This window comes from Pseudooceanicola profundus, assembly GCF_054919315.1.
In genome coordinates this window covers 1,743,940-1,769,301 of sequence record NZ_CM142898.1, presented here as the reverse complement: position 1 = coordinate 1,769,301, position 25,362 = coordinate 1,743,940, and the positions used below count along the sequence as shown (strand labels likewise).

Below are 25,362 nucleotides of genomic sequence, written 5' to 3'. Positions count from 1 at the left end.
TGAGACATGGCAGAGCCTAAGAAAGACGATTTTCTCGACGATATCGAGGATGCCGAGGCCGAGGCCTATGCCGAGGATATGGCAGAGATCGACGACGAAGCCGCGGAGCTTGACGCGCTGCGCGCCGAACGCGACGAACTGAAGAACCGCTTCATGCGGGCGCTGGCCGACGCGGAGAACGCGCGCAAGCGGGCCGACAAGGACCGGCGCGAAGCCGAGAACTACGGCGGTTCGAAACTGGCGCGCGACATGCTGCCGGTCTACGACAACATGAAGCGCGCGCTCGAAGCCGCCGGTGAGCAGACCGAGGCCACCGCCGCGCTGATCGAGGGCGTCGAGCTGACCATGCGCGAACTGGTCAACGTCTTCCGCAAGCACGGGATCGAGCCGATCTCGCCGGAGGTGGGCGACAAGTTCGATCCGAACCACCACCAGGCGATGTTCGAGGCCCCCGTGCCCGGCACCAAGTCCGGCGAGATCATCCAGGTCGCCGCAGAGGGCTTCATGCTGCACGACCGCCTGCTGCGTCCCGCACAGGTCGGCGTTTCGTCCAACCCGGGCTGATGTTTCACGGGTAACAGGCCCGCCAACCACAGATGTAAAGAGGCGCCGCGGTTTTCCTGGCGCCTCTTTTTGTGTGCGTTGGTCTTTCCTGCGGGGGTGGAGGGGGCTGTCTGCCCCCCGGGCCTGCGGCCCGCCCCCCGAGGATATTTTGGAACAGTGGATGTGGGGGTCAGCTCTCGCCGCTGGCGTTCTTCAGCTTGTAGAGCAGGTCCAGTGCCTCGCGCGGGGAGAGGTCATCGGGCGTGATCGTGGCGAGGAGGTCAAGCGCGGGGGAGGCTTTCGGCACGGGTTTGGCGGCGGGCGGCGGGGCGGCGGCAAAGAGCGGCAGATCGTCGATCAGCGCCTTGGGCTTGGTGCCGCCCTCGCGTTCGCCCTTCTCCAGCGCGTCGAGGACCGTGCGGGCGCGGGCGACGACACTGTCGGGCAGGCCGGCGAGCTTGGCCACCTGCACCCCGTAGCTGCGATCGGCGGCGCCGCGGCGCACCTCGTGCAGGAAGATCACGTCGCCCTCGTACTCCCGGACCGCCACCGTGGCATTGTCCACCTTGCCGAGCTTGCCGGCGAGCTGGGTGAGCTCGTGGTAGTGGGTGGCGAAGAGCGCCCGGCAGGCGTTCACGTCGTGGAGGTGTTCCAGCGTGGCCCAGGCGATGGAGAGGCCATCGTAGGTGGCCGTGCCGCGGCCGATCTCGTCGAGAATGACGAGGGCGCGGTCGTCGGCCTGGTTCAGGATCGCCGCGGTTTCGACCATTTCGACCATGAAGGTCGAGCGGCCGCGGGCGAGGTCGTCGGAGGCGCCGACGCGGGAGAAGAGCTGGCTCACGAGGCCGATCTGGGCAGAGCTGGCGGGCACGTGGCTGCCCATCTGCGCCAGCAGTACGATCAGCGCGTTCTGGCGCAGGAAGGTCGACTTACCGGCCATGTTCGGGCCGGTGAGCAGCCAGATCTCCGCCTGATCGCCGCCCGAAAGGTCGCAATCGTTGGCGATGAAGGGCGCGCCCTGCTTGCGCAGGCTCTGTTCCACCACCGGGTGGCGGCCACCGTCGATCTTGAGCGCGCGGCTGTCCGTCACGTCGGGGCGGCACCAGTTCTCGGCCCGCGACAGGTCGGCCAGCCCGGTGGCGAGGTCGATCTCGGAGAGCGCGCGGGCGGTGCCGCCGATCAGGGGCGCGCTCTCCAGAATGGTCTCTTTCAGCCTGTCATAGAGCCGCTTTTCGATCTCCAGCGCCCGGCCACCGGCGTTCAGGATCCGGGTCTCCATCTCGCTCAGTTCCGGCGTGGTGAAGCGCAGCTGGTTCGCCGTGGTCTGGCGGTGCTTGAAGCGCTCGTTCAGCGGCTCGGAGAGCATCTTCTCGGCATGGGTGGCCGTCACCTCGACGAAGTAGCCCAGCACGTTGTTGTGCTTGATCTTGAGGGAGGAGATGCCGGTCTCCTCGGCGTATCGGGTCTGCATCTGGGCAATGACGCCGCGACCCTCGTCGCGCAGCTGGCGGCTGTCGTCGAGCTCCGGCTCGAACCCGGGGGCGATGAAGCCGCCGTCGCGGGCGAGGAGCGGCGGCTCCGCCACGAGCGCCTGGTCGAGGAGCGTGAGCAGGTCGTCATGTCCGGTGAGATCGGCGGCGGCCCGGGCGAGGAGATCGGGCAGATCGCGGCCGAACAGGGTCTGTGCAAGGGTTTCGGCCTGTGTCAGCCCGTTCCGGATGGCGGCGAGATCGCGCGGGCCCCCCCGGTCGAGGGAGAGCCGCGAGAGGGCGCGGTCGAGGTCCGGCACCTTGCGCAGCGCATCGCGCAGATCCGCCGTCAATCGAGACTGTTCCACGGCGAAATCGACGGCGGAGAGCCGGTCCTGCACCGTGGAGAGCACGCGGGAGGGGCTGGAGAGGCGGCGTTCGAGCAGCCGGGCCCCGCCGGCGGTGACCGTCCGGTCGATGGCGGAAAGCAGCGAGCCCGCGCGGCCCCCGGCAAGCGAATGGGTCAGTTCGAGGTTGCGCCGGGTCGCGGCGTCGATCTGCATGGTGCGCTCTTCGGCCTCGCGCACGGGCGGGCGCAGGAGCGGCAGCTTGCCCTTCTGGGTGATCTCCAGCCATTCGACGATCGCGCCCATGGCGGCGACCTCGGGGCGGGTGAAGCTGCCGAAGGCCTCCAGCGAGCCGACACCGAAGAGCGAGAGCAGGCGTTTCTCGGCGCCGGTGCTGTCGAAGGCGGCGCGGCCCAAGGGCGTGAGCGAGGCGCCGGATTCAGAGACTGTTTCGGCGAAATCGGCCTCTTGGCTTTCGCTGATCACCACCTCGGAGGGCATCAGCCGGGCCAATTCCGGACCAAGGCGCACCGGCGGCAGGGGCATGACATGGAAGGCCCCGGTGGAGATATCGACCCAGGCTAGCGCGCCTTCGTCCCGCAGCATGGCGTAGGCCGCGAGGTAGTTGTGGCGCCGCGCCTCCAGCAGGCTCTCCTCGGTCAGGGTGCCGGGGGTGACGAGGCGGACGACATCGCGGCGCACCACGGATTTCGAGCCGCGCTTCTTGGCCTCGGAGGGGTCTTCCATCTGTTCGCAGACGGCGACGCGGAAGCCCTTGCGGATCAGCGTCAGCAGGTAGTTCTCGGCCGCGTGGACCGGCACGCCGCACATGGCGATATCCTCGCCCAGGTGCTTGCCGCGCTTGGTGAGCGCGATATCGAGCGCCTCGGCCGCCGCGACGGCGTCGTCGAAGAACATCTCGTAGAAATCGCCCATCCGGTAGAAAAGAAGCGCGTTCTGGTACTGCGCCTTGATTTCCAGATATTGTGCCATCATCGGCGTGACAGTTGCGGCCTTGTTCACGGCATCCCCCAAAGTTCCGGCGCCCATCCTATCGACCGTGCAGCTGCGGCGAAAGGGGCCGGTTGGCAGCCTGCGTGACGTTGTGTAAGACGCGTCGACCGCAGAAGGGGATCAACATGAGCCGCAACCGTATCACGCGCGAAGACGCACTGGCCTTCCACCTCGAACCCACCCCGGGCAAGTTCGAGATTTCCGCCACCGTGCCGATGACCACGCAGCGGGACCTGTCGCTCGCCTATTCGCCCGGCGTGGCCGTGCCCTGCGAGGAAATCGCGCAGAACCCCGAGACGGCCTATGATTACACCAACAAGGGCAACCTCGTCGCCGTGATCTCGAACGGGACGGCGGTGCTGGGCCTCGGCAACCTCGGCGCGCTGGCCTCCAAGCCGGTGATGGAGGGCAAGGCGGTGCTCTTCAAGCGCTTCGCCGACGTGAACTCCATCGACATCGAGCTGGACACCACGGACGTGGATGCCTTCGTGAACGCGGTCAAGCTGATGGGGCCGACCTTCGGCGGCATCAACCTCGAGGACATCAAGGCGCCGGAGTGTTTCATCATCGAGCAGCGGCTCAAGGAAGAGATGGATATCCCGGTCTTCCACGATGACCAGCACGGCACCGCCGTGATCTGCGCCGCGGGCCTGATCAACGCGCTGCACCTGTCGGGCAAGAAGATCGAGGACGTGAAGATCGTCCTCAACGGGGCAGGGGCGGCGGGCATCGCCTGCATCGAGCTGCTCAAGCGGATGGGCGCGAAGAACGAGAACTGCATCGTCTGCGACACCAAGGGCGTCATCTACCAGGGCCGGACCGAGGGGATGAACCAGTGGAAGTCGGCCCATGCGGTGAAGACCGACCTGCGCACACTGGAAGAGGCGATGAAGGATGCGGATGTCTTCCTCGGCGTGTCGGTCAAGGGCGCGGTGACCCCCGCGATGGTCGAAGCGATGGCCAAGGACCCGGTCATCTTCGCCATGGCGAACCCCGATCCCGAGATCACCCCGGAAGAGGCCCATGCCGTCCGTGAGGATGCCATCGTCGCCACCGGCCGGTCGGACTACCCGAACCAGGTGAACAACGTCCTCGGCTTCCCCTACCTGTTCCGCGGTGCGCTGGACATCCACGCCCGCGCGATCAACGACGAGATGAAGATCGCCTGCGCGCAGGCCCTGGCCGAACTGGCGCGGGAAGACGTGCCGGACGAGGTGGCGATGGCCTATGGCAAGGCGCTGACCTTCGGCCGCGACTACATCATCCCGACGCCCTTCGACCCGCGCCTGATCCACCGCATTCCGCCCGCCGTGGCGCAGGCGGGGATGGAGACCGGGGCCGCGCGGCGTCCGATCGTGGACATGGACGGCTACGAGCTGAGCCTGAAGACCCGGATGGACCCGACGGCGAGCATCCTGCGGTCGATCAACACCCGTGCGCGCAACGCGCAGGCGCGGATGATCTTTGCCGAGGGCGACGATCCCCGCGTGCTGCGGGCCGCGGTGCTCTACCAGCGGTCGGGCTTCGGCCATGCGGTCGTCGTGGGCCGCCAGTCGGACGTCGAGGCCAAGCTGAAGGCCGCCGGCATGGCCGACGCCGTGGGCGAGCTGGAGATCGTGAACGCCGCCAACACCGAACACCTCGAGACCTACAAGGCCTTCCTCTACGACCGGTTGCAGCGCAAGGGCTTCGACATGATCGACGTCCACCGGCTGGCGGCGCGGGATCGTCACGTCTTTGCGGCCCTGATGCTGGCCCATGGCCATGGCGATGGCCTCGTCACCGGCGCGACGCGGAAGTCGGCCCACGTGATGGAACTGGTGAACCACGTCTTCGACGCCGATGCGGAACATGGCGCGGTGGGGATCACCGCGCTGCTGCACAAGGGCCGGATCGTGCTGATCGCGGATACGCTGGTGCATGAATGGCCCGACGAGCATGACCTTGCCAATATCGCCACGGCGGCGGCAGGCGTTGCGCGTCATCTGGGGCTGGAGCCGCGGGTGGCCTTCGTCAGCTTCTCGACCTTCGGCTACCCGGTGTCGGAACGCGCCGAGAAGATGCACCTCGCCCCGGAAGTGCTGGACGCGCGCGGCGCCGACTTCGAGTACGAAGGCGAGATGACCGTTGACGTGGCGCTCAACACCAAGATCCAGGGCAACTACCCGTTCCAGCGCCTGACCGGCCCGGCCAACATCCTCGTGGTGCCGGCGCGGCATTCGGCCTCGATCTCGGTCAAGCTGATGCAGGAGATGGCAGGTGCCACGGTGATCGGCCCGATCCTCGCCGGTGTGGATCAGTCGATCCAGATCTGCTCCACCGGCTCCACCGTGAACGACATCCTGAACATGGCGGTCCTCGCGGCCACCAAGGTCGGCTGACATGGCGGTCTTCAACCTCGGCTCGGTCAACGCGGATCTGTTCTACAGGCTGCCGCACATGCCCGCGCCGGGGGAGACGCTGGCCGCGCTCTCCCATGACCGGGGCCTCGGCGGCAAGGGGGCGAACATGTCCGTCGCCGTCGCCCGTGCGGGCGCGCGGGCGGTGCATATCGGGGCCGTGGGCCCCGATGGCGTCTGGATGCGGGAGCGGCTGGAGCGATATGGCGTCGATGTCGCCCATCTGGCGCTGCACGAGGGCCCCTCGGGCCACGCGGTGATCTACCTCGATCCCGAGGGCGAGAATTCTATCGTGATCTTTCCGGGGGCCAACCGTCAGATTGCCGAAACGGACATGGTGGCGGCGCTGGACGCGGCGCAATCCGGCGATATCGCCGTCTTCCAGAACGAGACGAACCTGCAACGGGCCTTTGCCGAAACAGCCCGTGCCAAGGGCCTGACCGTGGCCTATGCGGCGGCCCCGTTCGAGGCGGCGGCCGTGCAGGAGGTGCTCGATCTTCTCGATCTGCTGGTGATGAACCGGATCGAGGCAGAGCAGTTGCAGGCCGCCACCGGGCTGGCGCCCGAGAAGCTGCCGGTGAGGCAGGTGGTAATCACGCTGGGGGCCGAGGGCTGCCGCTGGATCGACACTGTATCGGGGGAAAGTCGCGATTTTCCCGCGCCGAAGGTGCAGGTGGTGGATACCACGGGCGCGGGCGATACCTTCACCGGCTACCTGATGGCCGGGCTCGACCGGGGCGAGGACATGGCCACTGCGATCACGCTGGCACAGCGCGCCGCCGCCCTGAAGGTGACCCGTGCAGGCACCGCCGATGCCATCCCCACGCGGGACGAGGTGCTGGCCGCGGGGTGACCGCGGCCGGGGCTGATCGGGCCCAAAACCCCTGTAAATACGGCGCGAAACAATCCTGTATTTCACACTTATGTTATCCGGACACTTGGTCCGAAACTCCTGACCCTGCGTAACGTGTCTATTGGCAGTTCGGGCATATCGCCCGGGCCCCGGAGCCTCTGTGCCGGGACCTATGAGAACCCAGGGAGAGAATACATGAAGACCATTCTGACGACCGCCGCCGTGCTGATGGCCGCGACCACCGCGATGGCCGACAACCACGGCTCCATGATGACCCCGATGGTCAAGGCGATGGATCAGGACGTTTCGAACGGCGTGGTCAGCGCCGAGATGATCACCGCCGGCGAAAATGGCTGGATGGTGGTGCATCGCACCGATGCAGAGATGAAGCCGGGCCCGGTGGTGGGCTATGCGCCGCTGCGGGCCGGTGAGAACCATGATGTCGCGGCAATCCTTCAGGAAGATGTCGCCTCGGGCGACATGCTGATGCTGATGGTCCATTCGGAGGCGGGCGGCATGTCGCCGGGCGTCTTCGAATATACGCTTGGGGCCACGGAGGATGGGCCGATCAAGCCGGACGGCAAGCTCGTGATGGCGACGATCACGGCCAAGTAACCTCCACACGTTCCCTCGTGTATCCCGACTTGCCGGGGCGGTAGCCGTACCTGCCCCGGTCTTTTTTTTGGGGGCCCCGGTCTTTTTTCGGCCCCGATCCCTTTCTGACAGGGCCCGTGACGAAGTTTGCACCCATGGCCGGGCCGCCGCGCCGGCCGCTTGGCATTCCCGGGACACCTGCGTAGCCTCGCCCCCGAAAGGGAGTGCCCATGCAGGAACAGACGACCCACGACGCGGAACACGATCCGCGCAACGACGACCTCAAGTTCTGGCTCAATGGCCGGATCGTCGGCAAGGCCGACGCGGTGGTCAGCATCTATGACAGCGGCTTCATGCTGGGCGATGGCATCTGGGAGGGTCTGCGTCTCTATGACGGGCATTGGGCCTTCCTCGACGATCACCTCGACCGGCTGTTCGAGGCGGCTCTGGCGATCGACCTCGACATCGGAATGGATCGCGCGGGTGTGATTGCCGCGCTGGAAGAGACCCGTGCCGCCAACGGGATGGAGACGGACGCCCACGCCCGGCTGATGATCACCCGCGGGACCAAGGTGCGCCCGTTCCAGCACCCTTCGCTCAGCCGCTCCGGTCCGACGTTGGCAATCATCATGGAGCATTCGCGCCCCGCGCTTGGCCGCCCGATCCGGCTGGCCACGGTTCCGCACCAGCGCGGCCTGCCGATGACGCAGGATCCCAAGCTGAACTCCCACTCCAAGCTGAACTGCATCCTCGCCTGTATTGCCGCCGAGAAGGCCGGCGCGGACGAGGCGCTGATGCTGGACGTGCATGGCTTCGTGAACACCACAAATGCCTGCAACTTCTTCATCGTGCGCAAGGGCGCGGTTTGGACCTCCACGGGGGATTACTGCATGAACGGGATCACCCGGCAGAAGGTGATCGACCTCTGCCGCGCCAACGATATCCCCGTGTTCGAGAGGAATTTTTCCCTCGTCGATACCTATGGCGCGGACGAGGCCTTCCTGACCGGCACCTTTGGGGCCCAGACCCCGGTGAGCGAGATCGACGGGCGCCGGATCGGCACTGGGCAGCTCGGTCCCGTGACGGAGCGGATCCGGGCGCTCTACAAGGACCTCGTGGCGGCGGAGGCGGCGCAATGAAGATCGCCTGCTGGTCCGGTCCGCGGAACATCTCCACCGCGATGATGTACAGCTTTGCCAACCGGGCCGATTGCGGCGCGGTGGATGAGCCCTTCTATGCCGCCTACCTCGCCATGACCGGGCGGGTGCATCCGATGGGGGAGGAGATCCTCGCCTCGCAGCCGACGGATCCGGAGGCGGTGATCGCCGCGCTGACGGGTCCGAACCCGGGCGATCTGCCCCACGTTTATCACAAGCACATGGCGCAGCACATGCTGCCCCGGATCCGCCGCGACTGGATCGGTGGCATGAAGCATATCCTGCTGATCCGCCATCCCGCGCGCGTCGTGGCCTCCTTCTCGGCCAAGTACGAGAACCCGGAACTGGCAGAGATCGGCTTCACCCAGCAGGCGGAGCTCTACGATCAGTTGCTGGCAGAGGGCCATGCGCCCGTGGTCCTCGACAGTGCCGATGTGCGCGCGGATCCGGAGGGGACGCTGAGGGCACTGTGCGACGCGCTCGGCCTTGACTGGGACCCGGCGATGCTGCACTGGCCCGCCGGCCCCAAGGCGGAGGACGGCATCTGGGCCGCGCATTGGTACAACGCCGTCCATGGCTCCACCGGCTTTGCCGGGGCGGAGGGGCCGATGCCGGTTCTGGAGGGCGCGGGCAAGGCCCTGGCCGAGGCGGCGCTGCCCTCCTACGAGAGGCTCGCGCCGCTGCGGCTCAGGGCCTGAGGTCCCTCAGCCGAGGAACGACAGGATCGCGAAGCAGATGCCGGACAGGATCGCGGCGGCGGGCACGGTGATGACCCAGGCGGCGACGATGGTCATGAAATGCGACCGGCGCACCAGCTTACGCCGCTTGCGTTCCTCGGGCGCGATGACCTTGGGTGGGCGGATCGCCTGCATCTGGCGGGCGCGCCGTTCGGCGTGCCATTCCCGGAAGAAGCCGACGCCGAAGATGCCACCGACGGCGATGTGGGTCGAGCTCACCGGCAGGCCCAGCCAGGAGGCGGCGATGACGGTGACAGCCGCGGAGAGCGCGACGCAATAGGCCCGCATCGGGTTCAGCTTGGTGATCTGGTTGCCCACCATGGAGATCAGCTTGGGCCCGAAGAGCACGAGGCCGAAGGAAATCCCGAGCGCCCCGATCACCATGACCCAGAGCGGGATCGCGACCTCGCCGGAGACGCCGGCGGTCTGCTGGGCATAGACCACGGCGGCCAGCGGCCCCACCGCATTGGCCACATCGTTCGCCCCGTGGGCGAAGGAGAGCAGCGCGGCCGAGATCACCAGCGGCAGGCGGAAGAGGATCTTCAGTGAGCGGTTGCGGTTCTCCAGCCCCTTCGACTGGCGGCGGATCAGCGGCACGGCGGCCAGACCGCAGCCGATGCCGGTGAGGCCGCCGATGATCAGCGCGCGGGCCATGTCGATATGGATGAGGTGTTTCAGCCCCTTCAGCGCCAGGTAGGTGGCAAAGGCGGCGGCCATGATCCCGATCAGCACCGGCACCCAGACCCGCGCGGCGGCGATCTTGTCCTCGACGTAGATCACCTTCCACTTGATGAAGGCCAGCATGGCGGCGGCGAAGATACCCCCCAGAAGCGGCGAGATCACCCAGCTGGCGGCGATCGCGCTCATCTGGTGCCAGTCCACGACGGAGAGGCCGGCGGCGGCGATGCCCGCGCCCATGACCCCGCCCACGACGGAGTGGGTGGTGGAGACCGGGGCACCGATCCACGTGGCGATATTGACCCAGATCGCCGCCGAGAGCAGCGCCGACATCATCGCCCAGATGAAATAGGTGCTGCTGGCGAGGCCCGCCGGGTCGATGATCCCCTTGGAGATGGTCGAGACCACGTCGCCGCCCGCGATCAGGGCGCCCGCGCTTTCGAAGATCGCGGCAATGGCGATGGCGCCCATCATCGGCAGGGCGCCGGCGCCCACGGCGGGGCCCATGTTGTTGGCGACGTCGTTGGCCCCGATGTTCAGCGCCATGTAGGCACCGAAGGCGGCCGCGATCACCACGACGAAGGAGCCCGGTTCGGCCCCGGTCAGGATCAGTGCGGTCAGCGCCGCCAGCGTCACGAAGACGAGCGAGATCCCGACACCGACCAGCGGGCGCGAAGTATAGAGCGTGGCCGCTTCGAGGCGCGTGATCCGGTTCAGGTCACGGTCGAGCGTTTGCCACGCGCGGGTCTTGTCGTTCGTCTCGGTCAAAGTCTCGTTCCGCGAAGGGGCCCCGTCAGGCGATCTTTCCCGTCAGTGCCATCTGCGGCACCTCCAGAAGCAATGTCTTCAGGCCGTCTTCGTTCACCCGTGTTGCAGCGACCTCGGGGGTCACCCACTCGCGCTTGCGCTTGCCGGCCTCGGGATAATCGTCCAGCAGCTTTACCACCTGGATGGCAAAGACGGCCACATCCGTCGGCACGGGAACACCACCGCGCATCCGCTTGTCATAGCGATAGCTGCCGATCTTGACCGGCGGCGGCCCGGCGGGCTTGATGCCGGCCTCTTCCCAGGCCTCTTCCAGCGCGGTGCCGCCGGCGTCATAGCCCGTCTTGGGCCAGCCCTTGGGCAGGATCCAGCGACCGGTGTCGAGCGAGGAAACCAACAGGACCTCGCGACCGGCCTTTCCCTCTCGATAGCACAGTGCCGCGCTCTGGAAGCGGGCAGGGCGCACGAGGAGGGGAGACAGGAAGTTGGTCCAGATTTGGTTGATCAAAGCGGTACTCGCATCTGCATACAGGTTTAGAAGGTTTAGCCTTTCAACGTGGGGCGTTTCAATCTCGCGTCCAGTTCAGACAGGAAAAAGGGCAGGACTTCGTGATGTCCCGCCCTCTATCCGGGCATATCCCGGACGCCTTTCGGAAAGGTAAGGGCGACCTCGGAAAGCCGCCCGAACCTCGTGCAGGGATCAGCCTTTGACGCGCTTGTTGCGCACGGCGATCAGTTTCAGGCGCAGGGCGTTCAGGTTGATGAAGCCGGCCGCGTCCTTCTGGTCGTAGGCGCCCGCGTCTTCCTCGAAGGTCACGTGGGCCTCGGAGTAGAGCGAGTGATCCGACCAGCGGGCCACGGTGCGGGCCGCGCCCTTGAAGAGCATCAGCTTCACGGTGCCGGTGACATGTTCCTGGGTCTTGTCGATCAGCGCCTGCAGGGCCTCACGCTCGGGCGAGTACCAGAAGCCGTTGTAGATCAGCTCGGCATAGCGCGGCATGATCGAGTCTTTCAGGTGGCCCGCGCCGCTGTCGAGGGTGATCTGCTCGATGCCGCGGTGGGCTTCCAGCAGGATCGTGCCGCCGGGGGTCTCGTAGACGCCGCGGGACTTCATGCCGACGAAACGGTTCTCGACGAAGTCGAGGCGGCCGATGCCGTGCTTCTTGCCCAGCTCGTTGAGCTTGGTCAGGATCGTCGCCGGGCTCAGCGCCTCGCCGTTGATGCTGACCGCGTCGCCTTTTTCAAAGCCGACCTCGATGTACTCGGGCTCGTCGGGGGCCTGGGTCACGGGATCGTCGGTGCGCTGGAAGACATAGTCGGGCGCCATGTCGGCGGGGTTTTCCAGGACCTTGCCCTCGGAGGAGGTGTGCAGCAGGTTCGCATCGACCGAGAAGGGCGCTTCGCCGCGCTTGTCCTTGGCGATCGGGATCTGGTTCTGCTCGGCGAATTCCAGCAGCTTGGTGCGCGAGGTCAGGTCCCACTCGCGCCAGGGCGCGATCACCTTGATGGCCGGGTTCAGTGCGTAGCAGGACAGCTCGAAGCGGACCTGGTCATTGCCCTTGCCGGTGGCGCCATGGGCCACGGCATCGGCGCCGGTCGCCTCGGCGATTTCCACGAGGCGCTTGGAGATCAGCGGACGTGCGATCGAGGTGCCCAGCAGGTAGAGCCCCTCGTAGACGGCGTTGGCGCGGAACATCGGGAAGACGAAGTCCTTCACGAACTCTTCACGGACATCTTCGATGAAGATGTTCTCGGGCTTGATGCCCAGCAGTTCGGCCTTCTGTCGCGCCGGCTCCAGTTCCTCGCCCTGGCCAAGGTCGGCCGTGAAGGTGACGACTTCGCAACCGTATTCGGTCTGAAGCCACTTGAGGATGATGGAGGTGTCGAGGCCACCGGAATAGGCGAGCACGACTTTCTTGGGCGCGGACATGTCTTTTCCCTTGTGAGAAGTTTGCTGCGCGATACCGGGTTTTGCCGTCAGGCACAAGCATGCGGACCCGTCCGGGCCTGCAAATGCTGGCGATTTGAGCGTCGGGGGGCCGTGCACGGGGGGCCGATCTTGCCAAAACGCCCGGCTTGCGCCAGTGAAGGGCCATGGATGAGTTTCGACATGCAGCCCGTGAGGCCGCCCACGCCATGCGCGCCGTCTTTCCCGCGACGCCGCTCCAGCGCAACGATCACCTGTCGGCCAAGTACGATGCCGACATCTGGCTCAAGCGCGAGGACCTGACCCCGGTGCGCAGCTACAAGCTGCGCGGCGCGTTCAATGCCATGCGCAAGGTGCTGGCGGCCGGCACGCGGCCGGTCTTCGTCTGCGCCAGCGCGGGCAACCACGCGCAGGGCATGGCCTACATGTGCCGCCACTTCGAGGTGCAGGGCATCGTCTTCATGCCGGTGACCACGCCGCAGCAGAAGATCGACAAGACCCGCGTCTTCGGCGGCGAATTCATCGATATCCGCATGGTCGGGGACTATTTCGACGACACGCTGGCCGAGGCGAAGGCCCATTGCGCCCAGATCGACGGGCACTTCATGGCGCCCTTCGACGATGCCGACGTGATCGAGGGGCAGGCCAGCGTCGCCGCCGAGATCGAGGCCCAGCTGCCCGATCTGGCGGATCGCATCATCCTGCCGGTGGGCGGGGGCGGTCTCTCTGCCGGGGTGCGCAGCTACTTCGGCGACCGTCTGGCGCTGACCTTCGTCGAGCCGCTGGGGGGCGCGTCCCTTGCCGCGGCGGTGAAGGCCGACGAGCCGGTGACGCTGAACAAGGTCGACAGTTTCGTGGACGGTGCCGCCGTGGCCCGGATCGGTGCGCTGCCTTTCGAGCGGCTGCGCGGGATCCGGATCGAGGACGTTCTGGCCGCGCCCGAGGATCGGGTCTGCACCACGATCCTCGAAATGCTGAACGTCGAAGGCATCGTGCTGGAGCCCGCGGGGGCGCTGGCCATCGACGCGCTGGCCGACGTGGCCGAGGAGATTCGCGGCAAGCGGGTGATCTGCGTCACCTCCGGCGGCAACTTCGATTTCGAGCGTCTGCCCGAGGTGAAGGAACGCGCCCAGCACTACCGCGGCGTGAAGAAGTACCTGATCCTGCGCCTGCCGCAGCGCCCCGGTGCCCTGCGCGATTTCCTCGACATGCTGGGGCCGCAGGACGACATCGCGCGCTTCGAGTACCTGAAGAAATCGGCGCGCAACTTCGGTTCGGTCCTGATTGGGATCGAAACCCGCGAGGCCGAGAACTTCACCCGGCTCTTCGGGCGGCTCGACGCGGCGGGCTTCACCTATCGCGACATCACCAACGACAAGATCCTCGCCGATATCCTGATCTGATCCGGAGCCCTGCGCCGGTGCTGACCAAGGCTTGCAGCGGTCGGGCCCGAGCGCATACCCACGTCTCACGTCTCACGTCTCACGTCTCACGTCTCACGTCTCACGTCTCACGGCTCACGGCTCACGGGGGCTGGCCCTACGCGGCCAGCCGCCATTCCCATTCCGCAAGGAAATGGTCCCGAGCACGGCCATAGGCGGCGCGCAGGGGATGCAGGCGGACGTCCCGGGCGCGTCCCGCGCCGGCCAGGGTTTCGCCCTGCTGGCAGAGCGCCGCGAATTCCGTGAAGCCGAGGTTCAGCGCCGCGCCCTTGAGGAAATGCAGCTGCGCCTCCAGCGCGGGCCCGTGCATCAGCGCCTCCAGCGCCTCTTCCACCTCCACGAGGAACAGATCGACCACCTCGCGGAACGCCTCGCCGCCGACGTCGTCGCGCAACTCTCCCGCCTTGGTCCAGTCGATCTCCGGCGGCCCGCTGCCGGTCTCCTCTCCCGCGTTCATGTCCCTGTGCCTCCCGTCTCGCGGGGCGGGTCTACCGCAGGAGGCTTAACAAAATCTCGAATCCCTGTGGAATAGAGACAATTTGCGCGGCTTTGATCGGTTCACCGGTCCTTAAGGCCGGGGGGCTAGGCCCGGTCGCGCCGGCGCCAGACCGGTGTCGATCATGAGGCAGGCAGGTGAGCCTGAACACGCGCGCAGACAGCCAAGGCCAGCTGGCCGGCCCGCCGGGGCGGGACGTGCTTGTCGTGGACGACAGCCGGATGCAGCGCCATATCCTCGCCACCTCGCTGCGCAACTGGGGCTACCGCGTGCGCGAGGCCGCAGGCGGCGCCGAGGCGCTGGAGCTGTGCCGCGCGGCACCGCCGGACCTGATCCTGAGCGACTGGATGATGCCGGGGATGGACGGGCTGGCCTTCTGCCGCGCCTTCCGGGCGCTGGCTCTGGAGCGGTACGGCTATTTCATCCTGCTGACCTCGAAGCAGGAGAAGGACCAGGTGGCCCGGGGCCTCGACAACGGGGCGGATGATTTCCTGACCAAGCCGGTGAACAGCGGCGAGCTGCGCGCCCGGATCAGCGCGGGGGAGAGGCTCCTGCGGATGCAGGAGGAGTTGCGGGAGAAGAACCGGCTGATCAAGTCCACGCTGGACGAGTTGCAGGCGCTCTACGACTCGCTCGACAGCGATCTGGTGGAGGCGCGCAAGCTGCAGCTCTCACTGGTGCGCGAGCGGTTCCACGATTTCGGCCCGGCGCAGGTGGCGCTGATGCTGCGGCCCGCGGGACGGGTCGGCGGGGATCTCGTGGGGTTCTTCCCGGTGGATGGCCGCAAGGTCGGGCTCTTCGCGCTGGATGTCTCGGGGCACGGGATTTCCTCGGCGCTGATGACCGCGCGGCTGGCGGGCTATCTCTCCACCGCGACGCCCGATCAGAACGTGGCGCTGGCGCCCGCGCCCGGCGGCGGCTATTGCCCGCGCCCGCCGGACGAGGTCGCCGCTAGGCTGAACCGGCTGATGCTGGAGGAGATGGAGACCGAGCATTATGTGACACTGTTGCTGGCGTTTGCGGATATGACGACGGGACGGGTCCACATGGTGCAGGCCGGGCATCCCCATCCCCTCGTGCAGCGCCGGTCCGGCCGGGTCGAGACCGTGGGGCAGGGCGGGTTGCCGGTAGGGCTCCTCGCCGGGGCGCGCTATGAGAGCGTCGAGGTCCGGCTGCAACCGGGGGACCGGCTGGTCATCCCCTCCGACGGGATCACCGAATGCCCCGACGCGGCCGGGCGGCTGCTGGGAGAGGCGGGGCTGGCGCGGATGCTGCGCGGCCTGCGCGGTCTGGGCGGCACGGCCGTGCTGGAGAGCCTGCTGTGGATGCTGGGGGAGCACAACGTGCAACGGGATTTCCCGGACGATGTCTCGGCGGTGCTGCTGGACTACACCGGCTGAAGGAGAGGCCCGGTCACGGCGCTGGCCGGAAAATGCACATTTTCCGGTCCGTTTTCTTTTCAGAAAACGGGCAGGGGGCGGTGGCGCGGCGGGTTTCTGACGGGCGGGAGGCCGATGCCGGGCGCGGAAGAATTTTAAGGAAAATTCTTCCCAAAAGTCTTGGTTCAAGACTTTTGGTGCGGGATGGAGAGGGTGTGCTCTGGGCTGGTGTGGGGGCAGGGGCCGCGACCGGCCCGCGGGGGGGCGGTCGCGGGGGAGTATTTGGGGAAAGATGAAGCGGGGGCTTCAGATCTGGCCGAGAACCGAGGCGAGGAGACCGCGGCTGCCGGGATCGGGCAGCAGGGCGAGCGCATCCTCTGCGGGCATCCAGACCGGCAGGTGACCCGGTTCCGAGGGCGCATCGAGGCGGCGCACCGGGCGGGCGATGTAGATGGCGCAGACCTTCTCGGCATGGAGGTCGTATTCCGGCATGTAGACGAAGCGGCGGTAGACGCCGGCGCGGCGCGGCGCGGCGATGGTCCAGCCGGTCTCTTCGAAGACCTCGCGGTGCAGCGCGCGGATCGCGCTCTCGCCCGGGTCGATGCCGCCGCCGGGCAGCTGGAATTCGGGCTCCGGCTCCATCTGGTGCGTCAGCAGCAGGCTGCCGTCCCGCGGCAGGATCGCGTAGGCGCCGGGGCGCAATGTGTAGGTCCGGTCTGTCCGGGGGGTATCGCCGTAGCGCCGCATCTGAGATCCTCTCTTCGACCTGGTGACCCGGGGCGCCCCTTGAAACCTGCGCCGATCGGTCATACCTGCCGCGCTTTGTTGCTCCTGCCGCCCCGGCGGGGTAGAGCAGGAACAGGTGCGGAAGGATACCTCATGACCATTGGCAGCAAACTCGCCTGGGACGACACGGTTCTGCCGTTCCAGCTGGACGTTTCCGACATCCGCGGCCGGGTGGCCCGGTTGGACGGGGTGCTGGACGGCATCCTGAAACAGCACGATTATCCCCCCGTTGTCGAGGCGCTGGTGGCGGAAATGGCGCTGCTCACGGCGCTGATCGGCGAGTCGATCAAGCTGCGCTGGAAATTGCAGCTCCAGGTTCAGTCCGACGGTCCGGTGCGGATGATCGCCACCGATTACTATGCCCCCGAGACCCCCGGCGAACCGGCGCGGATCCGTGGCTATGCCTCGTTCAGCCCCGAGAAGCTGACCGATGGCCGTCCGATCGACCAGGTCGGCAAGGGCTACTTCGCGATCATGATCGACCAGGGCCAGGGCATGGCACCCTACCAGGGGATCACCCCGCTGGCTGGCGGTTCGCTGTCGGATGCGGCGGAAAGCTACTTTGCCCAGTCGGAGCAGCTGCCGACGCGGTTCTCGCTCATGTTCGGCCAGTCGACCGAGGCCGGCGGGGACGAGCACTGGCGCGGTGGCGGTGTCATGGTGCAGTCGATGCCCAAGGCCTCGCCCTCGGTTGCCGGTGAAGGCGGCTCGGGCGAGGGCGGCCTGCTCCACGCCTCCGATCTCGTCACCGGTGACGAGGAGGAGAACTGGAACCGGGTGAACATGCACCTCGACACGGTGGATGCGCTGGAACTGGTGGGGCCGCAGGTCTCGCCCTCGGACCTTCTGGTGCGGCTCTTCCACGAGGAGCAGCCCCGGGTCTACGACGCCCAGCCGGTGCGGTTCGGCTGCAGCTGCTCGGAAGACAAGGTGCGCCAGTCTCTGTCGATCTACTCGGCCAAGGACATCGAGAAGATGACCACGCCCGAGGGCCGCGTCACCGCCGACTGCCAGTTCTGCGGCGCGCATTACGACCTCGATCCCGCCACGGTCGGCTTCGAGGCCAAGACGGAAGAAGGGGGAACGGGTGCCTGACAATCCCATTCTCCGCATGCGTGAGGCCCTTGGCCGTACGGGCGCGGAGACGACGGATTTCGACCTGAACCCCGAGGTGATCCTGCCGGCGGGCCGCAAATTGCGGGCCGCCGGTGTGCTTCTGGCGGTCGAGGACAGCCCCGAGGGGCCGCGCGTGATCCTCACCAAGCGGTCCTCGGCGCTGAAGCATCATCCCGGCCAGATCGCCTTTCCGGGCGGCAAGGTGGATGCGGGCGACGCCGATGCCACGGCGGCCGCGCTGCGCGAGGCCCGTGAAGAGATCGGCCTGCCGACCGAAGCGGTGGAGGTCATCGGCCATCTGCCCAGCCATGAGACGGTGACCAGCTTCGTCGTGACGCCTGTCGTGGGCCTCGTGACGCGACCTTTCGAGGACAGGCCCGAACCGGGCGAGGTGGCCGAGGTGTTCCGCGTGCCGCTGTCCCATGTCACGGATCCGGCTCATTTCTCGGTCCAGTGGCGACGCTGGCGCGGGCAACGCAGGCTCTATTACACCGTTCCCTACGGGCCCTATTACATCTGGGGGGCCACGGCGCGGATCCTCCATGCCCTCGCGGTCAGGATGTCCGCGTGACCCGCGTCACCGGCCCGTGGATCACCCGCGCAGAGACGCAGGCCGTCTGCCGGATGCTGACGGAGGCCGGGCATCAGGCCTATTTCGTCGGTGGCTGCGTGCGCAATGCGCTGTTGGGCCAGCCGGTGGACGATATCGACATCTCGACCGACGCCTGGCCCGAACGGGTGATGGAGCTGGCGCGGGCCGCAGGCCTGAAACCCGTGCCCACCGGGATGGAGCATGGCACGATCACTGTGGTTTCGGGTCACATTCCCCATGAGATCACCACGTTCCGCAAGGATGTGGAGACCGACGGGCGGCGCGCCGTGGTGGCCTTCTCCGACGACCTGCAGGACGATGCGCTGCGGCGGGATTTCACCATGAACGCGCTTTACGCCGATGCCACGGGCGCGGTGACGGACCCGGTGCAGGGGTTGGCGGACCTGCAGCGCGGGCTGGTTCGTTTCATCGAGGACCCGGACCGGCGCATTCGCGAGGATTACCTGCGCATTCTGCGCTTTTTCCGGTTCTACGCCTGGTACGGTGCCCCCGCGAACGGGGCCGACCCGGAGGCGCTGGGCGCGATCTCGGCCAATGTTGAGGGGCTCGACCAGCTGTCCCGCGAGCGGGTGGGCAAGGAGATGCTGAAGCTGCTGGCGGCGGCGGACCCCGGTGTGTCGCTCTCTGCCATGGGGATCACGGGCGTGCTGGCACGGGTCCTGCCCGGGGCCGATGCCCGGATGATCCCCGTATTGGTGCACATGGAAGAGCTGACTGGCACGCCTCCGGGGGCGCTGCGCCGTCTCGCCGCGCTGGGCGGCGCGCAGGTGGCGGAGCGGTTGCGGCTGTCGAAGAAGGACGCGCTGCGGCTGGATCAGACCCGGACCGCGCTGGAGGAGATGCGGCCCGCAGGCGAGATCGGCTATCGCTGGGGCGCGGACATGGCGCGGGACGTCGTGCTGATCCGCGCGGCCATGGCCGAACAGCCGCCCTCGGCCTCCGACTTGGCCGCCGGTGAGGCGGGCGCGCGCGCGGTCCTGCCGCTTAAGGCTGCCGACCTGATGCCGCGGTTCCGCGGTCCCGCCCTTGGCCGGATGATGCGGCAACTGGAGGCGGACTGGATCGCCTCGGGCTTCACGCTCGACCAGGCCGCGCTGCTGGCGCGCGCCGCCGAGGCCGGGCCGCAGGCTTGACCCTGCCGGATTTGACGCCATCCTCTGGCGCGACAAAGGACCTCCCATGCTCCGTGACCGTTTGCGCCCCGAAACCCTGATCGACACCTTCCGCCCGGCGGAGGGCCCGCCTCCGCAGACGCTCTGGGCCTTCATGCGCTGGGGCCTGTCGGGGGCGTTTCCGGCGCTGATCCTCGCCGCCGTCTTTTCCTGCGCAGCCGGCGCGCTGGAGGCCGGCACGGCCTGGATCCTCGGCCGGATCGTGGACGGGGCGACGGCCAGCGGGCCCGAGGCCTTCTTCACCGCGCAGAACATCACGCTCATCGCGGGGGCCTTGGCCTTCTTCCTCGTCGCGCGGCCGCTGCTCTTCGGCCTCTCCTCGGCCTCGAACTCGATCATCGTGGCGCCGAACGTGAACACGCTGGTGCTAGCGCGGCTGCACCGCTGGACGCTGGGCCAGTCGGTCGTCTTCTTCGACGACGATTTCGCGGGCCGGATCGCGCAGAAGCAGATGCAGACCTCCCGGGCCATGACCGACGTGGCGGTGGAGATGATCAACGTGGTCGCCTTCGCGCTCGCCTCGCTGGCGGGAGGTGTCGTCCTGATGGCGGGGATCGACGGGCGGCTGGCGCTTGGCTTCCTCGTCTGGCTGGCGGCCTATTTCCTGCTGATCCGCTGGTTCCTGCCGCGCATCCGGCAGCGGGCGATGAAACGGGCCGCGGCCCGGGCCATGGTCTCGGGTCAGGTGGTGGACACGATCACCAACATCAAGACGGTGAAGCTCTTTGCCCATGCCGCCCACGAGGAGGGCGCGGCGATCGGCGCCATGCGCGGCTTCCGCGAGCGGGCGCTGGATTTCGGATATCTCTCGGCCCTGTTCCGGGTCTGCCTGATGACGCTGGCGGGCGTGCTGCCGGTGTTCCTCGTCGGCGCGACGCTATGGCTCTGGTCCGCGGGATCGGCGACCACGGGGGATATCGTGGCGGCGGGCTCCGTCGCGATCCGGATCGCCCAGATGACCGGCTGGGTCAGCTTCGCGCTGATGGGCATCTATGCCAGCGTCGGCGAGGTCGAGGACGGGATGAACACCTTGGCGCGCGCGGTCCGGCTGGAGGATGAGCCGGAGGCCAAGCGCTTGCAGGTGACCGAGGGCCGCGTGACGCTGGACGACGTGAACTTTGCCTATGGCCGTCAGAAGGGCGGGGTGCGGGGCATTTCGCTCGACATCGCCCCGGGCGAGAAGGTGGGCATCGTCGGCGCCTCCGGGGCCGGGAAATCCACGTTGGTGGCGCTGCTCTTGCGTCTCTACGACCCGGAACAGGGTCGCATATTGATCGACGGGCAAGACATCCGCGAGGTGACGCAGGACAGTCTGCGGCAGGCCATCGGCATGGTCACGCAGGAGACCGCCATGTTCAACCGCTCCGCCCGGGAGAACATCCTCTATGGGCGCCCCGATGCCAGCGACGATGATCTGGTTGCCGCCGCCCGGAAGGCAGAGGCCGACGATTTCATCCGCGATCTGGTGGATCACACGGGCCGCGAGGGCTACGAGGCGCGGCTCGGCGAGCGGGGCGTGAAGCTTTCGGGCGGGCAGCGGCAGCGGATCGCGCTGGCGCGGGCCATTCTGAAGGATGCGCCGATCCTGATCCTCGACGAGGCGACCTCGGCGCTCGACAGCGAGGTGGAGGCGGCGATCCAGTCCGCGCTGGACCGGGTGATGGAGGGCAAGACGGTGCTGGCCATCGCGCACCGGCTCTCCACCATCGCGGACATGGATCGGATCTGTGTTCTTGAGGCGGGCGAGATCGCCGAGATCGGCACCCATGACGAGCTGCTGGAGAAGAACGGCCTCTATGCCCGCTTCTGGGCGCGGCAGTCCGGTGGTTTCCTCGGCGATCTCGACGCGGCGGAATAGCCCCCGCAAATAGCGCCCGCGAATAGACCCTTTGCGGCACGGCGCGCTTGCGCTATGGGGCCGCATGGACCCCGTGATCATCGACCGGCTGGGCCACCAGGGCGACGGGATCGCCCCCGGGCCCCTCTTTGCCCCGCTCACCCTGCCCGGTGAAGCGGTTACCGGAACCGTTTCCGGCGACCGCCTGACCGATGTGCGCATCGTCACCCCCTCGCCGGATCGGGTGGCCGCCCCCTGCCGCCACTACCGCGCCTGCGGCGGCTGCTCGTTGCAGCACGCCAGCGATGCCTTCGTGGCGAACTGGAAGGTCGAGGTGGTGCGCCGCGCCCTGCTGGCGCAGCACATCGAGGCGGAGTTCCTGCCGATCGAAACCTCGCCCGCCGCCTCGCGCCGCCGGGCCGCGCTCTCGGTCCGCCGGACCAAGAAGGGCGCGCTGGCCGGGTTCCATGCCCGCGCCTCCGACGTGATCGCCGATGTGCCGGACTGCCAGCTGCTGGACCCGGGCCTGATGCCCGCGCTGAAGGTGGCCGAGGAGCTTGCCATCGCGGGGGGCTCCCGCAAGGGCGAGCTCAGCGTGCTGGCGACGATCAGCGAGACCGGGCTCGACCTGGCCGTGACGGGGGGCAAGCCCCTGAGCGGGGCCGAGGAAGGCCGACTGCGCATCGACCTCGCCCGCGTTGCCGAAGAGCGCGGCCTGTCGCGCCTTGCCTGGGATGACGAGGTCGTGGCTCTGCGCCTGCCGCCGACCCAGCGGTTCGACGGCATTGCCGTTGTGCCGCCGCCGGGCGCGTTCCTTCAGGCGACGCCGCAGGGCGAGGCCGCCCTGCTGGCCGCCGTGAAGCGCATCGTCGGCAAGGCCGGGCGCGTGGTGGACCTGTTCGCGGGCTGCGGCACCTTCGGCCTGCCGCTGGCCCGTGGCGCCGAGGTGCATGGTGTCGAGGGCGCCGCCGCCATGACCCGCGCGATGGATCACGGCTGGCGCCATGCCGCCGGGCTGAAGAAGGTGACGGGCGAGACCCGCGACCTCTTCCGCAACCCGCTGATCGTCGAGGATCTCAAAGGCTTCGACGCCGCCGTCATCGACCCGCCGCGCGCGGGTGCCGAGGCGCAGGTGGCCGAGCTGGCCGCCGCGCGCGTGCCGGTGATCGCCCATGTCTCCTGCAACCCCGTCACCTTCGCCCGCGAGGCGCGCGAGCTGCTGGCGGTGGGTTACGAGATGGGCCCGGTGCAGGTGGTGGACCAGTTCCGCTGGTCGCCGCACGTGGAGCTTGTCGCGGGATTTTCGCTCAACTCCGCGTGAGCGGCCTCGTGACCCTATGCTGCACTGCGCAGATCCTGTAGAACATCGGCCAATACCGACAATAATGCGGAAAATTGGGCAGTGATATGCGGCGTTTCTGGATCGTCCTGATGCTCCTTGCCGGGGTGACCCTGGCAGGGTGTTCTTCCTCCAAGTTTAAGACCTACCGCGGGCCGGAAGTCACCCGCATCTATGTCTTCAAGGACCAGCGGATGATGCATCTGATGCACAACAACGAGGTGCTGAAGAGCTATGACATCGAGCTGGGCTTTGCCCCCCGGGGGCACAAGCAGTTCGAAGGCGACGGCAAGACGCCCGAGGGGCGGTACTTCATCGACCGGCGCAATCCGAACAGCAGCTTCCACCTGTCGGTCGGGATTTCCTATCCCAACCCCTATGACCGCGCCTTCGCCCATGAGCAGGGCAAGAGCCCGGGTGGGGATATCTTCATCCACGGCCGGCCCAAGGACGTGGCCAAGGGGCCGCTGGACTGGACCGCGGGCTGTATCTCGGTGACCGACAAGGAGATCGAGGACATCTATGCCATGGTGCGGGACGGGACCGAGATCCTGATCTACCCGTAAGGCGGTATCGCGTCTTGAGAGACCTGTGAGCAGGGGGCCGCGAGGCCCCCTTTTTCGTGTCCAATGTGGGATTTGTAGCCTGTTTGCCGCCTGCGTGGAGCCGAGCCTCCGGTCCCGAAATTGAGCAACGACGGCGCAGGCAGAGGCGTCGTCCTTGTCGGGTCAGGACAGGTGTTGTCCGATCTCGCTTCTCCTTGGCTAGCTTTTTCGTGGCCAAGTGACGCCCGAGCACGAAAAAGCCCCGCACGCGATCACGTGCGGGGCCTTGTCCGTCAGGGCATCGAAAGACCCGGGCCTCAGGAGCCCATGATCAGCGTCCACCAGATCTTGCCGTTCGGCTCCTGGTACCAGGCAAAGCCGAGGTTGCGCGCGCTGGGGTCGAGGATCACCTCGCGGGTGCCATCCTCGTCCATCCAGGCCGAGAGCGTCTCGAGCTCGGTCTCGTAGGTCTCGGAGATGGCTTCGCCCAGCATGGTGCCGGTGTAGCCCACGCGGCGCACCCGGTCGATCGGCGAGGAGCCGTCGGAGCCGAAGTGCCACGGCCGGTTCTGGCGCGACATGTCCTGGCTGTGGGTGGCAGCGGCGGCGTTGAGCTGCGCGTTCAACTGCACAGGTGCTGCGCCGGAGGCCTGACGCAGCGAGTTCACGCCGTCCAGCATCGAGTATTCGACCTTCGATTCCATCGCCGGCGTGATGCGGTACATCCGCGGCAGCGGCTTGCCGTCGGGGCCAATCTGGCGCGGCGCCGGCGGGGCGGCACAGGCGGAGAGGGCGATCAGAACCGGAAGGATGAGGGCGATACGCATGAACTTCTGCCTTTTTGAGACGTTGACCCCGCATCTAGCGCGGACCGCGTGTCTAATCAAACTCACATGCCCGAGAGATCGGCAAATGACGGTGGTTTGAATTGCGACTGGTGTATCCGCGCCATAGAATAGCTGAAAAACACGGTTTCCGTGACCGTTCCCATCCGGAGTGTCCCCATGTCCGAAAACAAATCGCCCCGCCTCGGGGTCCAACTCGGGCGTCGTGCCCTGCTGTCGGGCGGTGCCGCCCTGCTTGCGACCCCCGCCCTCGTCGGCCGCGCCATGGCCCAGGCGAGCCCCTTCGAGAACACCACCGAGGTGGAGCGTGACGTGACCGAGTCGGTCCGCCGCAACATCTCGTCCTTCCGCTCTCTGGAGTGGCAGCCCTACTTCTCGAACACAAAGAACGGCGCGATCCTCGTGGACGTGACCTCGCGGGCACTGCACTTCTGGTCCGAGGACCAGTCGATCTACAAGCTCTACCCGACCTCCGTGCCGCTGACCGAGGACCTGACCCGCCGCGGCCGCACCTCGGTGACCCAGAAGGTCGAGGGCCCGTCCTGGCGTCCGACTCCTTCCATGCTGGAGCGCAACCCCGAGTGGCCGCCGTTCATCGGCCCCGGCCCGGACAATCCGCTGGGCACCCATGCGCTCTATCTCAGCTGGACCTACTACCGCATCCACGGTACCCACGACACGCGCAAGATCGGCCGGAGATCCTCCAACGGCTGCATCGGCCTCTACAACGAGCATATTGCCGAGCTCTTCTCCCTGACCAAGGTCGGAACTCAAGTGTTGCTTATTTGACGACATCGACGCGGTCAGGAGTCAGCGTTGGTTAAGTTAGGTTTGCAATCGCCTGATTTTACTGCTTAGAACGAGTCACGAGGTAAGTCTTGGGTGCCTGATGTCATGTATCCATTTGGACGTCAGGCAAATATCTGGAGGATACTATGAAGAAACTCGTTCTCGCTGCTGCTTTCGCTGGCGCCGCTTCGACCGCAACCGCTGGCTCGCTCGCCGAGCCGGTGATCGAAGCGCCGGTCATCGTTGAAGAAACCACCTCCTCGTCGGCCGGCATCCTGGTGCCGCTGCTGATCCTGGCTGTGATCGCTGCAGCAATCGCCGCCGACTAATTCGGCCGCATTGACTGAAGAATGAAGAAGGCGGTGGAGTAATCCACCGCCTTTTTTCTATGTCTTTTGACAGGTTTTCGGGCCAGGTCGGGGCCGGTTCGAAGGCAAGGGACACGCGGCGCGGACCGCGCATCGCACCGGCCGTCATCCCCGGCAATGGAGGGAGGAGGGGGCTGTCTGCCCCCCGTCGC

General features: G+C 67.1%; 23 protein-coding genes. 16 read left to right on the top strand and 7 right to left on the bottom strand.

The window, feature by feature from the left end:
- Positions 1-6: 6 nt before the first annotated feature.
- Complete coding sequence (gene grpE, locus ACX9MO_RS08095; protein WP_222490823.1) at positions 7-564, top strand: nucleotide exchange factor GrpE; 558 nt, start codon at positions 7-9, stop codon at positions 562-564.
- A gap of 169 nt (positions 565-733) precedes the next feature.
- Here grpE and mutS read toward each other — a convergent pair whose 3' ends face one another.
- A complete protein-coding gene (gene mutS, locus ACX9MO_RS08090; protein ID WP_462214436.1) occupies positions 734-3,355 on the bottom strand; it encodes a DNA mismatch repair protein MutS in 2,622 nt (873 codons plus the stop codon).
- A gap of 143 nt (positions 3,356-3,498) precedes the next feature.
- Here mutS and ACX9MO_RS08085 point away from each other — a divergent pair, with 143 nt between their 5' ends.
- The 5 genes from ACX9MO_RS08085 to ACX9MO_RS08065 all read left to right on the top strand — a co-directional run bounded on the left by ACX9MO_RS08085 (position 3,499) and on the right by ACX9MO_RS08065 (position 9,074).
- A complete protein-coding gene (locus tag ACX9MO_RS08085) occupies positions 3,499-5,754 on the top strand; it encodes an NADP-dependent malic enzyme (RefSeq protein ID WP_222490824.1) in 2,256 nt (751 codons plus the stop codon).
- A gap of 1 nt (position 5,755) precedes the next feature.
- Complete coding sequence (locus ACX9MO_RS08080) at positions 5,756-6,625, top strand: ribokinase (RefSeq protein WP_462214163.1); 870 nt, start codon at positions 5,756-5,758, stop codon at positions 6,623-6,625.
- Between the two features lie 195 nt (positions 6,626-6,820).
- Positions 6,821-7,240 carry a DUF7282 domain-containing protein gene (locus tag ACX9MO_RS08075; protein WP_222490826.1) on the top strand — a complete coding sequence of 140 codons (420 nt, stop codon included), beginning with the start codon at positions 6,821-6,823 and terminating at the stop codon, positions 7,238-7,240.
- A gap of 209 nt (positions 7,241-7,449) precedes the next feature.
- The gene (locus tag ACX9MO_RS08070) at positions 7,450-8,358 is read left to right on the top strand and encodes a D-amino acid aminotransferase (RefSeq protein WP_462214162.1); all 909 of its coding nucleotides are present in this window, start codon (positions 7,450-7,452) and stop codon (positions 8,356-8,358) included.
- The gene (locus tag ACX9MO_RS08065; protein WP_462214161.1) at positions 8,355-9,074 is read left to right on the top strand and encodes a sulfotransferase-like domain-containing protein; all 720 of its coding nucleotides are present in this window, start codon (positions 8,355-8,357) and stop codon (positions 9,072-9,074) included. Before ACX9MO_RS08070 ends, ACX9MO_RS08065 begins: the two co-directional genes overlap by 4 nt.
- Positions 9,075-9,080: 6 nt before the next feature.
- Here the strand turns inward: ACX9MO_RS08065 and ACX9MO_RS08060 are convergent, their stop codons facing one another.
- The 3 genes from ACX9MO_RS08060 to ACX9MO_RS08050 form a co-directional block, all read right to left on the bottom strand.
- A complete protein-coding gene (locus ACX9MO_RS08060) occupies positions 9,081-10,559 on the bottom strand; it encodes an inorganic phosphate transporter (protein ID WP_222490829.1) in 1,479 nt (492 codons plus the stop codon).
- A 25-nt stretch (positions 10,560-10,584) separates the two neighbouring features.
- Entirely contained in the window at positions 10,585-11,064 is a 480-nt protein-coding gene (locus ACX9MO_RS08055; RefSeq protein WP_222490830.1) for an NUDIX hydrolase, read from the bottom strand.
- 192 nt (positions 11,065-11,256) lie between these two features.
- The gene (locus ACX9MO_RS08050; RefSeq protein WP_222490831.1) at positions 11,257-12,486 is read right to left on the bottom strand and encodes an argininosuccinate synthase; all 1,230 of its coding nucleotides are present in this window, start codon (positions 12,484-12,486) and stop codon (positions 11,257-11,259) included.
- A 164-nt stretch (positions 12,487-12,650) separates the two neighbouring features.
- Between ACX9MO_RS08050 and ilvA the strand changes: the two genes are divergently transcribed.
- Positions 12,651-13,886: a threonine ammonia-lyase IlvA gene (ilvA, locus tag ACX9MO_RS08045; protein ID WP_222490832.1), complete on the top strand. Its 1,236-nt coding sequence runs from the start codon at positions 12,651-12,653 to the stop codon at positions 13,884-13,886.
- A 136-nt stretch (positions 13,887-14,022) separates the two neighbouring features.
- Here the strand turns inward: ilvA and ACX9MO_RS08040 are convergent, their stop codons facing one another.
- A complete protein-coding gene (locus tag ACX9MO_RS08040; RefSeq protein ID WP_462214160.1) occupies positions 14,023-14,382 on the bottom strand; it encodes an Hpt domain-containing protein in 360 nt (119 codons plus the stop codon).
- 176 nt (positions 14,383-14,558) lie between these two features.
- On the opposite strand from ACX9MO_RS08040, the gene ACX9MO_RS08035 reads away from it, so the two are divergent.
- Positions 14,559-15,821 (top strand): PP2C family protein-serine/threonine phosphatase, encoded by a 1,263-nt coding sequence (locus ACX9MO_RS08035; protein WP_462214159.1) that lies wholly within the window; start codon positions 14,559-14,561, stop codon positions 15,819-15,821.
- Positions 15,822-16,106: 285 nt separating this feature from the next.
- On the opposite strand, the gene ACX9MO_RS08030 is transcribed toward ACX9MO_RS08035, so the two are convergent.
- Positions 16,107-16,547: an NUDIX domain-containing protein gene (locus ACX9MO_RS08030; protein ID WP_222490834.1), complete on the bottom strand. Its 441-nt coding sequence runs from the start codon at positions 16,545-16,547 to the stop codon at positions 16,107-16,109.
- Positions 16,548-16,679: 132 nt separating this feature from the next.
- On the opposite strand from ACX9MO_RS08030, the gene hslO reads away from it, so the two are divergent.
- From hslO to ACX9MO_RS08000, 6 genes are all read left to right on the top strand, one after another.
- Positions 16,680-17,681 (top strand): Hsp33 family molecular chaperone HslO, encoded by a 1,002-nt coding sequence (hslO, locus tag ACX9MO_RS08025; protein WP_462214158.1) that lies wholly within the window; start codon positions 16,680-16,682, stop codon positions 17,679-17,681.
- A gap of 16 nt (positions 17,682-17,697) precedes the next feature.
- Positions 17,698-18,273 (top strand): CoA pyrophosphatase, encoded by a 576-nt coding sequence (locus tag ACX9MO_RS08020; RefSeq protein ID WP_222490836.1) that lies wholly within the window; start codon positions 17,698-17,700, stop codon positions 18,271-18,273.
- A 53-nt stretch (positions 18,274-18,326) separates the two neighbouring features.
- The gene (locus ACX9MO_RS08015) at positions 18,327-19,448 is read left to right on the top strand and encodes a CCA tRNA nucleotidyltransferase (RefSeq protein ID WP_462214435.1); all 1,122 of its coding nucleotides are present in this window, start codon (positions 18,327-18,329) and stop codon (positions 19,446-19,448) included.
- Between the two features lie 46 nt (positions 19,449-19,494).
- On the top strand, positions 19,495-21,345 hold the full coding sequence (locus ACX9MO_RS08010) for an ABC transporter ATP-binding protein (protein ID WP_462214157.1): 1,851 nt from the start codon (positions 19,495-19,497) through the stop codon (positions 21,343-21,345).
- 64 nt (positions 21,346-21,409) lie between these two features.
- Positions 21,410-22,645 carry a class I SAM-dependent RNA methyltransferase gene (locus ACX9MO_RS08005; RefSeq protein ID WP_462214156.1) on the top strand — a complete coding sequence of 412 codons (1,236 nt, stop codon included), beginning with the start codon at positions 21,410-21,412 and terminating at the stop codon, positions 22,643-22,645.
- An 86-nt stretch (positions 22,646-22,731) separates the two neighbouring features.
- A complete protein-coding gene (locus tag ACX9MO_RS08000) occupies positions 22,732-23,229 on the top strand; it encodes a L,D-transpeptidase family protein (RefSeq protein ID WP_462214155.1) in 498 nt (165 codons plus the stop codon).
- 296 nt (positions 23,230-23,525) lie between these two features.
- Here the strand turns inward: ACX9MO_RS08000 and dalA are convergent, their stop codons facing one another.
- Entirely contained in the window at positions 23,526-24,035 is a 510-nt protein-coding gene (dalA, locus tag ACX9MO_RS07995; RefSeq protein WP_462214154.1) for a divisome-associated lipoprotein DalA, read from the bottom strand.
- A 177-nt stretch (positions 24,036-24,212) separates the two neighbouring features.
- Here dalA and ACX9MO_RS07990 point away from each other — a divergent pair, with 177 nt between their 5' ends.
- Both ACX9MO_RS07990 and ACX9MO_RS07985 read left to right on the top strand, forming a co-directional pair.
- Complete coding sequence (locus ACX9MO_RS07990) at positions 24,213-24,842, top strand: L,D-transpeptidase (protein ID WP_462214153.1); 630 nt, start codon at positions 24,213-24,215, stop codon at positions 24,840-24,842.
- Positions 24,843-24,988: 146 nt separating this feature from the next.
- Entirely contained in the window at positions 24,989-25,171 is a 183-nt protein-coding gene (locus tag ACX9MO_RS07985; RefSeq protein WP_222490841.1) for a hypothetical protein, read from the top strand.
- Positions 25,172-25,362 lie beyond the last annotated feature (191 nt).

What these genes read in the sequence shown, in the direction of transcription:
- ACX9MO_RS08005 (WP_462214156.1), top strand. Translation starts at nt 21,410, where the DNA reads ATGGACCCCGTGATCATCGACCGGCTGGGCCACCAGGGCGACGGGATC.
- ACX9MO_RS08065 (WP_462214161.1), top strand. Translation starts at nt 8,355, where the DNA reads ATGAAGATCGCCTGCTGGTCCGGTCCGCGGAACATCTCCACCGCGATG.
- ACX9MO_RS08020 (WP_222490836.1), top strand. Translation starts at nt 17,698, where the DNA reads ATGCGTGAGGCCCTTGGCCGTACGGGCGCGGAGACGACGGATTTCGAC.
- ACX9MO_RS08015 (WP_462214435.1), top strand. Translation starts at nt 18,327, where the DNA reads ATGCTGACGGAGGCCGGGCATCAGGCCTATTTCGTCGGTGGCTGCGTG.
- ACX9MO_RS07985 (WP_222490841.1), top strand. Translation starts at nt 24,989, where the DNA reads ATGAAGAAACTCGTTCTCGCTGCTGCTTTCGCTGGCGCCGCTTCGACC.
- ilvA (WP_222490832.1), top strand. Translation starts at nt 12,651, where the DNA reads ATGGATGAGTTTCGACATGCAGCCCGTGAGGCCGCCCACGCCATGCGC.
- ACX9MO_RS08050 (WP_222490831.1), bottom strand. Translation starts at nt 12,486, where the DNA reads ATGTCCGCGCCCAAGAAAGTCGTGCTCGCCTATTCCGGTGGCCTCGAC.
- grpE (WP_222490823.1), top strand. Translation starts at nt 7, where the DNA reads ATGGCAGAGCCTAAGAAAGACGATTTTCTCGACGATATCGAGGATGCC.
- dalA (WP_462214154.1), bottom strand. Translation starts at nt 24,035, where the DNA reads ATGCGTATCGCCCTCATCCTTCCGGTTCTGATCGCCCTCTCCGCCTGT.
- ACX9MO_RS07990 (WP_462214153.1), top strand. Translation starts at nt 24,213, where the DNA reads ATGTCCGAAAACAAATCGCCCCGCCTCGGGGTCCAACTCGGGCGTCGT.
- ACX9MO_RS08000 (WP_462214155.1), top strand. Translation starts at nt 22,732, where the DNA reads ATGCGGCGTTTCTGGATCGTCCTGATGCTCCTTGCCGGGGTGACCCTG.
- ACX9MO_RS08040 (WP_462214160.1), bottom strand. Translation starts at nt 14,382, where the DNA reads ATGAACGCGGGAGAGGAGACCGGCAGCGGGCCGCCGGAGATCGACTGG.
- mutS (WP_462214436.1), bottom strand. Translation starts at nt 3,355, where the DNA reads ATGATGGCACAATATCTGGAAATCAAGGCGCAGTACCAGAACGCGCTT.
- ACX9MO_RS08070 (WP_462214162.1), top strand. Translation starts at nt 7,450, where the DNA reads ATGCAGGAACAGACGACCCACGACGCGGAACACGATCCGCGCAACGAC.
- hslO (WP_462214158.1), top strand. Translation starts at nt 16,680, where the DNA reads ATGACCATTGGCAGCAAACTCGCCTGGGACGACACGGTTCTGCCGTTC.
- ACX9MO_RS08030 (WP_222490834.1), bottom strand. Translation starts at nt 16,547, where the DNA reads ATGCGGCGCTACGGCGATACCCCCCGGACAGACCGGACCTACACATTG.
- ACX9MO_RS08085 (WP_222490824.1), top strand. Translation starts at nt 3,499, where the DNA reads ATGAGCCGCAACCGTATCACGCGCGAAGACGCACTGGCCTTCCACCTC.
- ACX9MO_RS08010 (WP_462214157.1), top strand. Translation starts at nt 19,495, where the DNA reads ATGCTCCGTGACCGTTTGCGCCCCGAAACCCTGATCGACACCTTCCGC.
- ACX9MO_RS08080 (WP_462214163.1), top strand. Translation starts at nt 5,756, where the DNA reads ATGGCGGTCTTCAACCTCGGCTCGGTCAACGCGGATCTGTTCTACAGG.
- ACX9MO_RS08075 (WP_222490826.1), top strand. Translation starts at nt 6,821, where the DNA reads ATGAAGACCATTCTGACGACCGCCGCCGTGCTGATGGCCGCGACCACC.